The following is a 15,228-nucleotide window of genomic DNA, read 5'->3' as shown; positions in this document are numbered from 1 at the left end:
ATTTAATGCGAGGATTTTCACATTTTTTATTATGCAAAATATCCGGTTGGAAACTGGACGGCGAAATTGATGCTTCTGTTAAAAAATGCGTTATTATAGTTGCCCCTCACACCAGTTGGTTTGACTTTTTTACCGGGCTGTTGGTGCGTAATATCCTTGGTTTGCAAATTGATTTTGTTGCTAAAAAAGAATTGTTTCAAGCTCCTTTTGGCTGGTATTTTAAATGGGTGGGTGGAACTCCCCTGGACCGTACTCCCAAACAGAATAAAGTGGAGACAATCGCCGGAATTTTTAAATCCAGACCTGTTTTTAGACTTGCACTTTCTCCTGAAGGAACCAGGGAAAAAGTAAGAAATTGGAAAACCGGATTTTATTACATAGCAAAAGAAGCCGAAGTTCCTATTATTATGGTCTCTTTTGACTACAAAAAAAAGATAGTTAGGTTTTCAGAGCCCTTTTATACTTCAAATGATAAGGAGAAAGACTTCTCCAAAATCCGCAAATTTTATCAGGATGTTCAGGGAAAAAATCCTGAAAAATTTGAAATGCCATTGATTTGAAATATCCTGAAAAGATACTTCTGGATTTTGAAACAGAAATTTTTAAGATTATTTATTTCTAAAGTAACACTTTATATAATTTTTCTAATTAACTCTATTCCTGATTATTATGTTTTTATCAACTCTTATTCCTCGTGCATAACTTCTTCCATAGTGTGATACACGTTTTGCACATCATCATCTTCCTCCAGGCGGTCCAGTAGTTTTTCTACATCTGCGGCTTCTTCTTCAGAAAGTTTTTTTGTAACCTGGGGAATTCTTTCAAATCCGGAAGAAAGAATTTCAATGTTTCTGTGTTCCAGTTCTTTCTGAATTGATCCGAAATTTTCAAAAGGGGCATAGATAAGAATATCATCTTCATCCTGAAATACTTCCTCTGCACCAAAATCTATCAATTCCAACTCCAATTCTTCAGGATCTAAACCTTCTGCATGAATCCTGAAATTACAGGTGTGGTCAAACATAAATTCCACAGATCCTGAAGTTCCCAGATTCCCGTCGGCTTTGCTAAAGTGCATCCGAACATTGGCCACGGTCCTGTTGTTATTGTCGGTTGCAGTTTCTACCAGCACGGCGATTCCATGAGGAGCATAGCCTTCAAACATTACGATCTTATAATCACCCTGGCTTTTATCGCTGGCTCGTTTTATTGCTCGTTCTACATTTTCCTTGGGCATGTTAATACTCTTGGCATTCTGGATCACTGCCCTTAACCTGGAATTGGCATCCGGATCCGGACCGCCTTCCTTGACCGCCATTACAATATCTTTTCCAATTCTGGTAAATGCCTTGGCCATTGCAGACCAGCGTTTCATCTTTCGTGCTTTTCTAAATTCGAATGCTCTTCCCATAAAAAATTTAATTCTGGTGTAAAAATAAAAAAAACGTTCCATTCTTTAACTAAAAAATGGAACGTAGGTTTGTTTTAATCCCTCATTGAGGGTTTAATTCCCCCGAGGCTTGCCTCGGGTTTTTAAAATTAGTTTCCAATTCGTACCTCGTGGGCTTGCCCCGAGGTTCTAGATCTTCAGTATTAATCTGCGTTTACAATTCCTTCGATTGCATTTGCCAATTTAAAATCTTTTTCTGTCACTCCACCGGCATCGTGGGTAGATAATTTTATTTCCAACTGGTTATAAACGTTCGACCAATCCGGATGATGTTGTTGCGCTTCGGCTTCAAAAGCAATACGTGTCATCAGGGTAAAAGCTTCTTTAAAGTTCTCAAATTCAAAAGAGGTATGGATTGCATTTTCAGAATAATCCCATCCTTCCAAATTTTCCAGTCTATCGTTGATCTCTTGTTCGGTTAGTTTTTTCATTTTGTATTATTTTTAATTTAGTAACGGCTTTTTGAATAATAGATTTCGATTTTTTAAAGTTAAGGATTATAGGGATAAAAAGCGAGATTCTTCTGGGGTTAATTATGTGCTTAGCTGTAGTGTTTTTATATGATAATGGAAGCTTGGATCACTTGATGAATAGAAACCTGGAGATTTTTTGGTAGCGGATTATCCTTGGGTAAAACTGCCAAAAACCGGTCATAATTGGAGTCGTAAACCTGTTTAAGAAGTGGATTATTATATCCCAACACTTCGGCAATATCGGTTATCAGGTCGTTTTGATGGGTGAGATCATTGCTTCCCAAATGAAAAACCCCTTGTTTTTTTCGGTTTATGAGGTAATGTACCTGCTGGGTTAATTTAGAAACTTCGGTAGCATTAATTATCACATTTGGAAAAACCTCGAGCGGTTCTCCAAATTCTATTTTGTTTTTAATCTCCATAACACGTGGGGAGTTTGCTCCAAAAACCATTGGTAATCGCAAAACATTGTATTTGTTATTGGGAAGTCTTAAAAGTGCATTTTCAATTTTAATTTTAAACCTTCCGTAAATACTTTGAGACAATGTCTTGTCATATTCATAGGAAGGGTAATTGGTGAACCCGTCAAAAACGTTGGCCGATGAGATAAAAATCAGCTTGCAGTCATTCTTCAGAAGGTAATCAATAATAGAAAAATGGGTGCTCACCTGGGCATCAAAATTTCCGCGAAGTGCCGAAATAATTATGGTGGGCTTTAGGTTCTCCAGTAAAATTTCAATGTTTTCCGATTCCATATCATACTCAAAAAACTTTTGGTTTTTGCTGAATGATTTAGCGTTGGAATAATAGGTTCCATAGGTATCAAAATAGGAGCAAAGCTCTTTATATAAGGCATTGCCTATAAAGCCGCTTGCTCCTAAAATCAAAATTTTTTTCAATAGTTTTATCCTTTATAAAAGGGCAACTTCACCTGTTTTGCAGGGATAGCTTTCTTCCGGACCTGTATAAAGATTTTTTCTCCGGTTTTGGCAATTTCCAATGGAACATACCCCATTCCTATACCTTTATCTAATGAAGGTGACATGGTGCCCGAGGTTACTACGCCAATAATCTTGCCATTTTCATCTACAATATCGTAGTCGTGACGGGGGATTCCTCTTTCTTCCATTTCAAAAGCGATCAATTTTCTGGTAGGACCTTCTTCCTTTTGTTTTTTAAGATTTTCAGAATTTACAAAATCCTTGGTGAATTTTGTGATCCAGCCTAAACCGGCTTCAATAGGAGAGGTGGTGTCATCGATATCATTTCCATAAAGGCAAAAACCCATTTCCAAACGCAAAGTGTCGCGGGCGGCAAGGCCTATTGGTTTAATGCCAAAATCGGCTCCGGCTTCCATTACATTTTCCCAAATTTGAACGGCATCTTCATTTTTGAAATAGATCTCAAAACCACCGCTTCCGGTATATCCTGTCGCCGATATAATCACATTTTTAACTCCGGCAAATTCTGCTACCTCAAAGGTGTAAAACTTCATATTTGCAAGATCTACCTGGGTTAAAGATTGCATTGCTTCGGCTGCTTTTGGACCCTGAATTGCCAGCAGGGAATACTCTTCAGAAAGATCCCGCATCGTAGCATCCATGGAATTATGCTGGGCAATCCAGTTCCAATCCTTTTCAATATTGGAAGCGTTTACAACCAGTAAATATTTTTCTTCCTGAATCCTGTAAATGAGCAAATCGTCTACAATCCCGCCATTTTCATTTGGCATACAGGTATATTGGGCTTTGCCGTCTATAAGTTTTGATGCATCATTAGTACATACTTTTTGAATAAGCTCAAGGGCATGGGGTCCGGTAATAAGAAATTCTCCCATATGGGAAACATCAAAAACACCCACGGCTTTACGAACGGTTTCATGTTCTATAGTTACTCCCTCGTATGAAACAGGCATCATATAACCTGCAAAAGGAACCATCTTCGCGTTTAAAGATGTATGTATGGCATTAAGAGCGACTTCTTTCATCTGTTTAAAATTTGGGCAAATTTATTTAATTCAGACTGAATATAGTCCAATTGAACAGTTTTTATTAAGAATTTGTTATGTAAGAGGGTTTGGGGTTAGGAAGTTTTATATTTGTATTGCCTATATAAAATGACATTTATGAAGATTTTTGATGTTGAACAATTAGCAGAAGCAGATAAAGTAACCATTGAAAAAGAAGGAATAACTTCAGAAATACTTATGGAACGAGCTGCTACGCTTGTTTTTAATGAAATTCATTCCAGGTTGCAGGGTGCTAAAATTTCGATTAAGATATTTTGCGGAATTGGAAATAATGGAGGAGATGGACTTGTGATAGGCAGGTTGTTGATAGAAAACGGGTATAATGTAACGATCTACGTTGTTAATTACAGCAATAAACGCTCTGAAGATTTTTTAGCCAATTATGAAAAAATTAAAGAGGTGGCTTCCTCATGGCCAATCTTGTTAACGAAAAAAGATGATCTTCCCGATTTAAAGAAAACAGATTTTATTATCGATGGCATTTTTGGGATTGGACTTAACAGGTCCCTGGATGAATGGGTAGGGAAGTTAGTGAAACACATAAATTCTTCAGGGGCATTTATACTTTCCGTCGATATGCCTTCCGGTCTTTTTTCAGAGAAGATTCCTTCAGAAAATGACGCTGTCATAAAGGCGAATTTCACACTTTCTTTTCAAGCTCCAAAACTGATTTTTTTCCTGCCACAAACTGCCGGTTTTGTTGGGGATTTGCAGATACTGGATATTGGCCTGGACAGGGAATTTCTGCATCAAGCGCCGGCCAAAGCCCGGCTTATCGATAAAAATGAAGCTATCGGGTTATATATTCCGAGGAAAAAAAATTCCCATAAGGGCGATTATGGACATTCGTTAATAATTGGAGGAAGCTACGGTAAGATTGGAAGCATCGCCTTAGCCGGTACTGCCGCATTACGAACCGGAGCAGGATTGGTGACATTCTTTTCTCCAAAATGCGGTTACCAGGTACTTCAAACGGTTTTGCCTGAAGCCATGGTGATTACAGATATTGATGAAAATGAACTTAGCAACATTACATTTGATATAGAACCGGATGTTATCTGTTTTGGAATGGGAGCAGGGACTTCAACAGTGCCTTTAAATGCTTTTAAGCAATTGCTGCAACAAACTTCAAATCCTATGGTAATCGATGCCGATGGTTTAAATATGCTTTCAAAAGAAAAGGAATTACTGAAGTTATTGCCCAAAAATTCTGTTTTGACTCCACATCCAAAAGAATTGGAACGACTTATAGGAAAATGGAAGAATGATTTTGAAAAATTGGATAAGGCAAAGAAATTCACTACAAAACATAAGGTGATCCTGGTTATTAAAGGGGCTTTTACCTTTACGATTTCAGGGGATGAAATGTTTATTAATAATACAGGAAATCCCGGAATGGCTACCGCAGGATCTGGAGATGTGCTGTCCGGAGTGATTACGGGGCTTATTTCCCAGAAATACGACCCATTAAATGCAGCGGTATTCGGAGTATATTTACATGGAAGGGCAGGTGATATTATGGCAGATGAAAAGAGTTATCAGGGAATGATCTCGGGTGATATTGCGGCAAATATTGGCCGTGCATTTTTAGATTTATTTAAAATTGATTCGCAAATGGAATAAATTGCAAAATATTCAATTAATTTAGCAAACGTTTAACAGTAGATACCTGAACATTATTTTCCTTTTATTGAATTGAAAAAATTTCTGCTAACATAAAACCCGATAAAACCAACCGAATATTTATGGATTCCAATCACTATATAAGCTCTGCGGTACTTGACCTGTGTGTGCTTCAGGATATTATCACCAATAAAAGAAAACTGGAGTTGAGCGAAGAATCCAGGTTGAATATTGAAAAATCGAGAAAATACCTGGATGATAAGATTAAACAAAGTGATGTCCCCATTTATGGAATAAATACAGGTTTTGGATCCCTTTGCAATGTAAAAATTTCCTCCGATCACCTTACCCAACTGCAGGAAAATCTGGTAATGTCGCATGCATGCGGTACCGGGGACCTTGTTTCCAAACCAATTATAAGATTGATGCTCTTATTGAAAATCCAATCTTTGAGTTATGGTCATTCTGGAATTGCTTTGGGAACCGTTCAGCGATTGATAGATTTTTATAATAACGATGTACTTCCTGTAATTTATGAACAGGGTTCCCTTGGGGCTTCGGGAGATTTGGCTCCTTTAGCACATCTGGCTTTGCCGCTTATAGGAAAGGGTGAAGTATATTTTGAAGGGGAAAGGGTTATGGCCGCTAAGATTCTGGATAAGTTTGGCTGGAATCCAATAGAACTTCAATCCAAGGAAGGTTTAGCATTATTGAATGGCACCCAGTTTATGAGTGCCCATGGGGTATTTGCCTTAACCGAATCTTATAAATTATGTTATTTGGCCGATGTGATCTCGGCGATTTCTATAGATGCCTTTGATTGCAATATGTCTCCGTTTGACGAACTGGTTCATATGGTTCGTCCCCACAGGGGGCAAATTAAAACAGCAGAACGATTAAGGGAGTTTTTAGCCGGTAGTGAACTGGCAGAACAGGAAAAGGCGAGTGTTCAGGATCCATATTCTTTTCGATGTATTCCACAGGTTCATGGAGCTTCCAGGGATACTTTATCTTTTGTTAGAAAGACTTTTAAAACCGAAATTAATTCGGTTACAGATAATCCCAATATTTTTATTGAAGCAGATAAAATCATTTCCGGTGGGAATTTTCACGGACAACCTTTGGCATTAGCCTTTGATTACCTTGCGATCGCAATGGCTGAAATGGGTAATATTTCAGAAAGAAGGACTTATCAGTTGGTTTCGGGTTTAAGAGGACTTCCGGCATTTTTGGTTGAAAATCCAGGCTTAAACAGCGGATTTATGATACCACAGTACACGGCTGCAAGTATCGTAAGCCAGAATAAACAATACGCAACTCCGTCAAGTGTTGATTCCATTGTCTCCTCAAACGGGCAGGAGGACCACGTAAGTATGGGAGCAAACGGAGCCACAAAAGCCCTGAAAGTGATTGAGAACATATCAACCATACTTGCAATAGAATTATTCAATGCTTCCCAGGCATTGCACTTCCGTGAGCCTGCAAAAACATCGCCTTTTCTATTGGAGATTCTGGAAAATTTCAGATTAAAAGTGCCTGTATTAAAAGAGGACCAGGTAATGGCTGATCATATTGGGAAGGCCAAAGAATTTCTTTCCAACTTCTCTGTTAAAAACGAACGGATGTTTGACTGATCCTAAATTTTTAATTTAATCCAATTTATAGCCGCTTCCAGGGTATCAAAGACTTCGAAAGAATCTCCCTCTTTATAGAATTGCTTTTCCAGAAGGGTGTTTTGTTGGCAAACCGGATTGCTGCTAACCACAGCTATCGCTTTTAAGTTGATAGTGCTGGAAGATTCCAGGTAGATCATCGGGTTTATGGCATAGGAATTTACCCGGTTGGAGATATAGCCATAGGGCATCCCTTTAAAGATTTTATTGCCTAAATTTAATAGTTTACGATTATTCTCAACATCAAATAAAATTCCTTCGTTAAGTTCAGCGATGAGAATATTATCGATAATGGTGACTTTTCCAAAGTCAAGCTCTATTGCAGATTCAATCATATTTTAGTAGGGGAAAAATGATTTTTAAATGTAAGAAATTTAAGCGTAATATAATCTGGATTCCTACAAAATGTACATTGGATTTAAGATATTATCAAGGTGCATTTAGTTGTGTGTTTTCATTATTGATTATAAAAAAAATGCTTTAAAGTGAATTTAATCACCTCAAAGCATTTTAAATACTATCAATTTTTTAAGATTCCGTTTCTTTTGCCGCCTTCTCTATGTTCACGGTAAGTTCATTTTTTTCTTCATCCAGATCCATAAAGATTTTATCACCTTCTGAAAGGTGGGAGGTAACGATTTCTTCGGCTAAAGTATCTTCAATGTATTTCTGGATCGCCCTGTTTAAAGGTCTTGCTCCATAATCCCTATCAAATCCTTTTTCTGCTATAAAGTTTTTGGCTTTATCGGTCAGGGTTAAATTGTAACCAATCAAATTGATACGGTCATATAATTTCTCAAGTTCAATATCAATGATTTTACTTATATCTTCTTTTTCAAGAGAATTAAAAATAACCACATCATCTATTCGGTTCAAAAATTCAGGAGCAAATGCTTTTTTAAGCGCATTTTCAATAACACTCCTGGTGTTATCATCGATTTGCGATCGTTGAGCTGCCGTTCCAAAACCTACTCCTTGTCCAAAATCTTTGAGTTTTCGGGACCCGATATTGGATGTCATAATAATAATTGTATTCCTGAAATCGATCTTTCTACCTAAACTATCAGTAAGGTATCCATCATCCAGCACCTGCAATAACATATTAAAAACATCGGGATGCGCTTTTTCTACTTCATCCAAAAGAATTACCGCATATGGTTTACGGCGCACTTTTTCGGTTAACTGCCCACCTTCTTCATACCCAACATATCCAGGAGGTGCACCTATCAATCTTGAAACTGCAAATTTCTCCATATACTCACTCATATCAATTCGAATGAGGGTATCTTCATTGTCAAACAGTTCCTTTGCAAGAATTTTTGCAAGCTGTGTTTTACCTACTCCTGTTTGTCCAAGGAATATAAAGGATCCAATTGGTTTATTTGGATCTTTTAATCCTGCGCGATTTCGCTGAATTGCTTTTACAACCTTATTCACCGCATCATCCTGACCAATTATTTTACCTTTAATTCGTACTGGTAATTCAGCAAGTTTTTTGATCTCGGTTTGTGCGATCCTGTTTACGGGTACTCCGGTCATCATAGAAACCACATCGGCAACATTGTCTTCCGTAACAACTTCCTTATGCTTTTTGGATTCTTCTTCCCATTTTTCCTGAGCTATAGCAAGATTTTTTTCGAGATTTTTTTCATCATCCCTTAATTTTGCTGCTTCCTCATATTTTTGTTTTTTGACAACGGCATTTTTGCTTTCACGTACTTCTTCCAGTTTCTTCTCCAGTTCAAGAATTTGCTTTGGAACATCAATATTGGTGATATGGACCCGCGCACCTGCCTCATCCAGGGCATCTATAGCCTTGTCTGGAAGAAACCTGTCTGTCATATACCTGTTGGTTAATTTAACGCAGGCATCAATAGCTTCAGGGGTATAGGTAACATTATGATGGTCTTCATATTTATCCTTGATATTGTTTAATATCTCCAGTGTTTCCTCTACAGTGGTAGGTTCTACGATCACTTTCTGGAATCTACGCTCAAGAGCACCATCTTTTTCTATATACTGCCTGTACTCATCCAGGGTTGTGGCTCCAATACATTGAATTTCGCCACGAGCCAAAGCTGGCTTGAACATATTGCTGGCATCCAGACTTCCGGTAGCGCCACCGGCACCTACAATCGTGTGGATCTCATCGATGAATAAAATAATGTCATCATTTTTTTCCAGTTCATTCATCACCGCTTTCATACGCTCCTCAAATTGACCACGGTATTTGGTGCCGGCAACCAGACTTGCCAAGTCGAGTGTTACCACACGTTTGTCAAATAATATTCTGGATACTTTTCGTTTTACGATACGCAAGGCCAAACCTTCCGCAATAGCCGATTTTCCAACTCCCGGTTCCCCGATGAGCAGTGGATTGTTTTTCTTACGCCTGCTTAAAATCTGACTTACCCGTTCAATCTCTTTTTCTCTACCTACAACAGGATCCAGTTTGTCCACTTCGGCCATCGCGGTCAAATCCCTGCCAAAATTATCCAATACAGGAGTCTTAGACTTTTTATTGGGTTTCCCGGTACTGCTGCTGAATGGGTTGTCTTTAGAAGCATCATCAGATGAACTATCTTCATCTGAAAATGATTCAGCTTTTGGTCCTTCCAGAAAATCATCTTCGTTTGTGATCATATATTTAAACTGATCTTTAACCCCATCATAATCTATCTTAAGTTTATTAAGAAGTTTTGTGGTAGGATCGTTCTCATTCCGAAGAATACATAATAACAAATGGGCCGTATTAATAGAAGAACTTTGAAAAAGTTTAGCTTCTAGAAAAGTGGTTTTTAGCGCTCTTTCTGCCTGCCTTGTTAAATGCAGGTTCTTTTTCTCGTTTGAAGTTATTGTTTCGGTTGAAGTGGCCGGGCTTAATATTTCTACTTTTCGTCTTAAATGGCTTAAATCTATATCCATCGCGTTCAATATATTTATAGCTTTACCATCTCCATCACGAAGAAGACCAAGCATTAAATGCTCCGTTCCAATGAAGTCATGACCCAGTCTTAGAGCTTCCTCCTTGCTGAATGCAATGACATCTTTTACTTTGGGTGAAAAATTATCATCCATCTTATTTCCTTTCTCGTTAATTTATTTTCCTCAAAACGTTCAAAAATTATACCCGTTTATGAGTCGTTAGCTAATAGACAAAATTACTTTTAATAAACAAAATATAAAATAAGCAACTTATCAACGAAGCACGCCCAAATATTTGTTAATAAAAATAATCAAAATAGAAGCACTTAGCCCTAATAACATTGGGAAAATGCTTAAATTGGCTCGTTAGATTTTTGAACTAAATTAAACTATGTTAATATGGCTGAAGGAGAAAAATTAATTCCTATCAACATTGAAGATGAAATGAAATCGGCTTACATCGATTATTCGATGTCGGTCATTGTGTCACGTGCGCTGCCTGATGTGCGGGACGGACTAAAACCCGTGCACAGAAGGGTTTTATTTGGAATGCACGAATTAGGAATTAGGGCTACTGGTGCCCATAAAAAATCTGCCCGTATCGTTGGGGAAGTTTTAGGTAAGTATCACCCACACGGTGATTCTTCTGTTTACGAAGCAATGGTACGGATGGCGCAGGAATGGAGTTTGCGCTATATGCTTGTAGACGGACAGGGTAACTTTGGATCTGTTGATGGAGACAGTCCGGCGGCTATGAGGTATACCGAAGCAAGGATGCGCAAGATCGCCGAAGATATGTTGGCAGATATCGATAAAGAAACAGTGGATTTCCGTTTGAATTTTGATGATACACTGGAAGAACCAACAGTATTGCCAGCCAGGGTGCCTAACCTTCTTGTGAACGGTGCCAGCGGAATAGCCGTTGGTATGGCAACCAATATGCCACCGCACAATCTTTCAGAAGTAATTGACGGGACCATAGCTTATATTGAGAACAACGATATTGATATCGATGAACTTATCACCTATATTAAAGCTCCGGATTTTCCAACAGGGGGAACCATCTATGGATATGATGGAGTTCGGGAAGCGTTCAAAACAGGACGTGGGCGCGTAATGGTTAGGGCAAAATCTTCCCTTGAGGAAGTTCAGGGCAAGGAATGTATCATAGTTACCGAAATCCCTTACCAGGTGAACAAGGCAGATATGATCAAGAAAACTGCCGATCTTGTTAATGAGAAAAAAATAGAAGGTATTTCGTCCATCCGGGATGAATCAGACCGAAATGGAATGCGAATCGTATATATCCTGAAAAGGGATGCAATTCCAAATATCGTCCTGAATACCTTATATAAACATACCGCTTTACAACAAAGTTTTAGTGTAAACAATATAGCATTGGTTAAAGGTCGTCCTGAGATGTTGAATCTAAAGGATATGATCTTTCATTTCGTGGAGCACCGTCATGATGTAGTGGTGAGAAGAACCCAGTATGAACTTCGAAAAGCCGAGGAAAGAGCCCATATTTTAGAAGGATTGATCATTGCTTCCGATAATATCGACGAAGTAATAGCATTGATTAGATCTTCCAACAATGCAGACGAAGCGCGCGGTAAATTGATCGATCGTTTTAAATTATCCGAAATTCAGGCGAAAGCGATCGTAGAAATGCGATTAAGACAACTTACAGGTCTGGAACAGGATAAACTTCGTTCAGAATATGAAGAGATCATGAAAACCATTGAAGACCTGAAAGATATCCTTGACCGCAAGGAGCGAAGAATGCAGGTAATTAAGGATGAATTGCTGGAAATAAAGGCAAAATATGGAGATGAAAGAAGATCTGTTATTGAATATGCCGGTGGAGATCTAAGTATTGAAGATATGATCCCGGATGAGCAGGTAGTGATTACTATTTCTCATGCAGGCTATATCAAAAGAACTTCTCTTACCGAATATAAAACCCAAAACAGGGGAGGAGTAGGACAAAAAGGTTCTACCACCAGGAGTGAAGACTTTTTGGAATATCTGTTCACAGGGACCAATCACCAGTATATGATATTTTTCACCCAAAATGGAAAATGTTACTGGATGCGGGTTTATGAAATTCCTGAAGGAAGTAAGACCTCAAAAGGGCGGGCTATTCAAAATTTGATCAACATAGAGCCGGACGATAAGGTAAAGGCTTTTATCTGTACTCAGGATCTTAAAGATGAAGAGTATATCAATAGTCATTATGTAATTATGGCTACAAAAAAGGGTCAGGTGAAAAAGACTTCTTTAGAACAATATTCACGACCACGGGTAAACGGAATTAATGCCATAACCATCCGGGAGGGTGATGAACTTATTGAAGCAAAACTCACCAATGGCGAAAGTCAGGTAATGCTTGCTTTAAGAAGCGGAAAAGCTATCCGTTTCGAGGAAGGTAAAACAAGACCAATGGGGCGTAATGCTTCGGGGGTTAGAGGTATCACCCTTGCAAATGATAAGGATGAGGTAGTAGGAATGATCGCGGTGAATGATATGGATGCCAATGTTTTGGTGGTTTCCGAAAATGGGTATGGAAAACGATCAAAATTAGAGGATTACAGGATCACAAACCGTGGAGGAAAAGGTGTGAAAACCATTTCGGTTACCGATAAAACCGGGGAACTGGTTACTATCAAAAATGTAACCGATAAAGATGATCTTATGATCATCAATAAATCCGGACTTGCCATACGAATGAGCATTGAAAATTTAAGGGTAATGGGAAGAGCTACCCAAGGAGTGAAATTGATTAACCTTAAAGGAAATGATGCCATAGCTGCCGTTGCAAAAGTAATGAAAGATGAAGATGAAGTTGAAGATGAACTATTAGATGATGCTACTTCTGGCGATATCAGTGATGAAATTTCAGATGGCACAACAATTGCAGACGATACTGAAGAGTAATAATAATCAAAACCAAAAATCAAATGAAAACCAATATTTTAAGTTTAGCATTCTGCTTTTTATCGGTAGTTGCTATAGCACAAAAGAAAGAGATCCGGGATGCGGGTAAAGCTGTTGATAAAGGAAGTTATGCAGAAGCAAAAACCCTTTTAAATCAGGCGGAACCTTTGTTATCTGAAGCGAACGATAATTATAAAGAAGATTATTACCTTTATAAAGGTAAGGCATATCTTGGAACCGGTGAAAACACATCTGTTGAGGATCTTATCACCGCGGCCGAAGCTTTTAAAAAGGCGAAGGAAATGGGGAATGATTTCGCAGCTGAGGGATTAGCCTCTGTAACAAACAGTTTGGTTCAGGGTGCAATCAACGATCAAAATAACCAGGCATTTAATAAGGCAGCCGATAAGCTTTATGCAGGATACCAGTTAAACAGCGAAGACACCTTGTACCTGTATTATGCTGCTTCCAACGAAGTAAGTGCCGGTAATTATGCAAAAGCATTAAAATACTATGAGGAATTAAAAGATCTTGGATACACAGGAATCGAAACTCAGTATGTTGCCATAAATAAAACAACCGGAGAAGAAGAGGTTATGAACAAAACCCAAAGAGACCTTATGGTTAAAACAGGGGAATACATTAAACCTGAAGATAGGATCACAGAAGCAAGAACAGGAGAAATCGCCAAGAATATCGCTTTGATCTATATTGAGCAAGGTCAGGATGATAAGGCCATTGCCGCAATGAAAGCTGCAAAAGCTGCTAATCCCAATGATATTAGCCTTTTGCAATCTGAAGCCGATATGTACTATAGATTGGGTGATAAGGCAAAATATAAGGAATTGATGGAAGAAATTATTGAAAAAGATCCTAACAACCCAACTTTATATTATAACCTGGGAGTTACTTCATTTGAAATTGGAGAAATCGACACTGCTATTTCTTACTATAAAAAAGCACTGGAAATTGACCCGGAAATGGCAGAAGCTCGCTTGAACATAGCTGCTGCTATCCTTTCAAGAGAAGCTGCAATAGTTGAAGAGATGAACACCCTGGGAATGAGTTCCGCCGACACTAAAAAATATGATGAATTATCAGAAAAACGCAGTCAAATTTATAAGGATGCATTACCTTATTTGGAAAAGGTAATTGAAAATGATCCATCAAATATTGAAGCTTTGCGTACCGCGATGAATATTTACTATCAAATTGGGGAAGATGCCAAAGCAGATGCCCTTCAGGAAAAAATAAATCAGTCTCAGGAATAAGAACTGATCTTGTTGAGAGAATAAAAAAGAGGTTGCCATTTTTGGCAACCTCTTTTAGTTTTTATCCTTTTTAAAATCTGAAATCCTGTAAGCTTAAATAATCTTTTTGATAACTCTTAATTGATGGGTATGTTTTCTGGAATCAAGATTGAAAATTCCTGAATGATCTATACGGTCTATTCTCACTTTACCATCTACATGGATAATATAATTATCAGGCATCATGATCCCAACGTGCGTAATCCTGCCATCAGGATTATCAAAAAAAGCAAGATCACCTGGCTCGCTTTCTTCTATAAAACTTAAAGGTTCCCCCTGCGAGGCCTGCTGTATTGAGTCCCTTAGCAGGGAATATCCGTTTAACCTGTAAACCATTTGAGTCAAACCACTGCAATCTATTCCAAAAGGTGTTTTTCCTCCCCATAAAAAGGGAGCATTTAGATACATTAAAGCCGTTTCAATTAAATTCGATTTTTCCCTGGAACCGCTTAAAATTTGTCCGTCAAAGCTTTGCTTCAATGCCGGAGCTGCGTTTAAAAGAGATCCCATTGGGATAAGAGTGAAGCGGTTCTGATCATCTATAAGGTGTTCTATCAAATCTGCAGAATACTTCGGAGTTGCATTACCCAATTCCAGATAGCGTTCTTCTTCTATCTTAAATAACTGCCTGTTATCTACCCAACCTTCATAAGAATCGAAAGCAATACGTATACGGCTCCATTTTCCGCGTTCTTCAAGGATTTTAAAATATTCTCCAAATAATAACTGGTTTACCATTTCAGAAGCATTTGCCGGTTCCAAACGAACAGGCACAATGCTGAGGTTACATATTCCGTATTGCATTGAT

Annotated in this window: 12 protein-coding genes; 5 read left to right on the top strand and 7 right to left on the bottom strand. The window is 38.2% G+C overall.

Annotated elements, in window-relative coordinates; translation table 11 throughout:
• The first annotated feature begins 5 nt into the window (after positions 1-5).
• Positions 6-560 (top strand): 1-acyl-sn-glycerol-3-phosphate acyltransferase, encoded by a 555-nt coding sequence (locus tag ACKGJN_RS13245; protein WP_409540024.1) that lies wholly within the window; start codon positions 6-8, stop codon positions 558-560.
• Between the two features lie 125 nt (positions 561-685).
• Here the strand turns inward: ACKGJN_RS13245 and ACKGJN_RS13240 are convergent, their stop codons facing one another.
• The 4 genes from ACKGJN_RS13240 to gcvT form a co-directional block, all read right to left on the bottom strand.
• A complete protein-coding gene (locus ACKGJN_RS13240) occupies positions 686-1,411 on the bottom strand; it encodes a YebC/PmpR family DNA-binding transcriptional regulator (RefSeq protein WP_409540023.1) in 726 nt (241 codons plus the stop codon).
• Positions 1,412-1,593: 182 nt separating this feature from the next.
• On the bottom strand, positions 1,594-1,881 hold the full coding sequence (locus ACKGJN_RS13235) for a 4a-hydroxytetrahydrobiopterin dehydratase (protein WP_409540022.1): 288 nt from the start codon (positions 1,879-1,881) through the stop codon (positions 1,594-1,596).
• A gap of 125 nt (positions 1,882-2,006) precedes the next feature.
• Positions 2,007-2,822 carry a sugar nucleotide-binding protein gene (locus tag ACKGJN_RS13230; protein WP_409540021.1) on the bottom strand — a complete coding sequence of 272 codons (816 nt, stop codon included), beginning with the start codon at positions 2,820-2,822 and terminating at the stop codon, positions 2,007-2,009.
• Positions 2,823-2,827: 5 nt separating this feature from the next.
• On the bottom strand, positions 2,828-3,910 hold the full coding sequence (gene gcvT / locus ACKGJN_RS13225) for a glycine cleavage system aminomethyltransferase GcvT (protein WP_409540020.1): 1,083 nt from the start codon (positions 3,908-3,910) through the stop codon (positions 2,828-2,830).
• A gap of 138 nt (positions 3,911-4,048) precedes the next feature.
• Between gcvT and ACKGJN_RS13220 the strand changes: the two genes are divergently transcribed.
• Positions 4,049-5,575: an NAD(P)H-hydrate dehydratase gene (locus tag ACKGJN_RS13220; RefSeq protein ID WP_409540019.1), complete on the top strand. Its 1,527-nt coding sequence runs from the start codon at positions 4,049-4,051 to the stop codon at positions 5,573-5,575.
• Between the two features lie 122 nt (positions 5,576-5,697).
• A complete protein-coding gene (hutH, locus tag ACKGJN_RS13215; RefSeq protein WP_409540018.1) occupies positions 5,698-7,209 on the top strand; it encodes a histidine ammonia-lyase in 1,512 nt (503 codons plus the stop codon).
• Positions 7,210-7,211: 2 nt separating this feature from the next.
• On the opposite strand, the gene ACKGJN_RS13210 is transcribed toward hutH, so the two are convergent.
• Together ACKGJN_RS13210 and ACKGJN_RS13205 are read right to left on the bottom strand one after the other, a co-directional pair.
• Positions 7,212-7,583 (bottom strand): hypothetical protein, encoded by a 372-nt coding sequence (locus ACKGJN_RS13210; RefSeq protein WP_409540017.1) that lies wholly within the window; start codon positions 7,581-7,583, stop codon positions 7,212-7,214.
• A gap of 193 nt (positions 7,584-7,776) precedes the next feature.
• Positions 7,777-10,326, bottom strand: coding sequence for an ATP-dependent Clp protease ATP-binding subunit (locus tag ACKGJN_RS13205; RefSeq protein ID WP_409540016.1), 2,550 nt, complete (start codon positions 10,324-10,326; stop codon positions 7,777-7,779).
• Between the two features lie 246 nt (positions 10,327-10,572).
• Between ACKGJN_RS13205 and gyrA the strand changes: the two genes are divergently transcribed.
• Both gyrA and ACKGJN_RS13195 read left to right on the top strand, forming a co-directional pair.
• Entirely contained in the window at positions 10,573-13,110 is a 2,538-nt protein-coding gene (gene gyrA / locus ACKGJN_RS13200) for a DNA gyrase subunit A (protein ID WP_409540015.1), read from the top strand.
• Positions 13,111-13,133: 23 nt separating this feature from the next.
• Positions 13,134-14,381: a tetratricopeptide repeat protein gene (locus ACKGJN_RS13195; RefSeq protein WP_409540014.1), complete on the top strand. Its 1,248-nt coding sequence runs from the start codon at positions 13,134-13,136 to the stop codon at positions 14,379-14,381.
• Positions 14,382-14,474: 93 nt separating this feature from the next.
• Here ACKGJN_RS13195 and ACKGJN_RS13190 read toward each other — a convergent pair whose 3' ends face one another.
• Positions 14,475-15,224, bottom strand: coding sequence for a C40 family peptidase (locus tag ACKGJN_RS13190; RefSeq protein ID WP_409540013.1), 750 nt, complete (start codon positions 15,222-15,224; stop codon positions 14,475-14,477).
• Positions 15,225-15,228 lie beyond the last annotated feature (4 nt).

It is taken from the genome of Gillisia xinjiangensis, assembly GCF_046298265.1.
Taxonomy (GTDB): domain Bacteria; phylum Bacteroidota; class Bacteroidia; order Flavobacteriales; family Flavobacteriaceae; genus Gillisia; species Gillisia xinjiangensis.
This window is presented reverse-complemented; position numbering and strand designations above follow the sequence as displayed.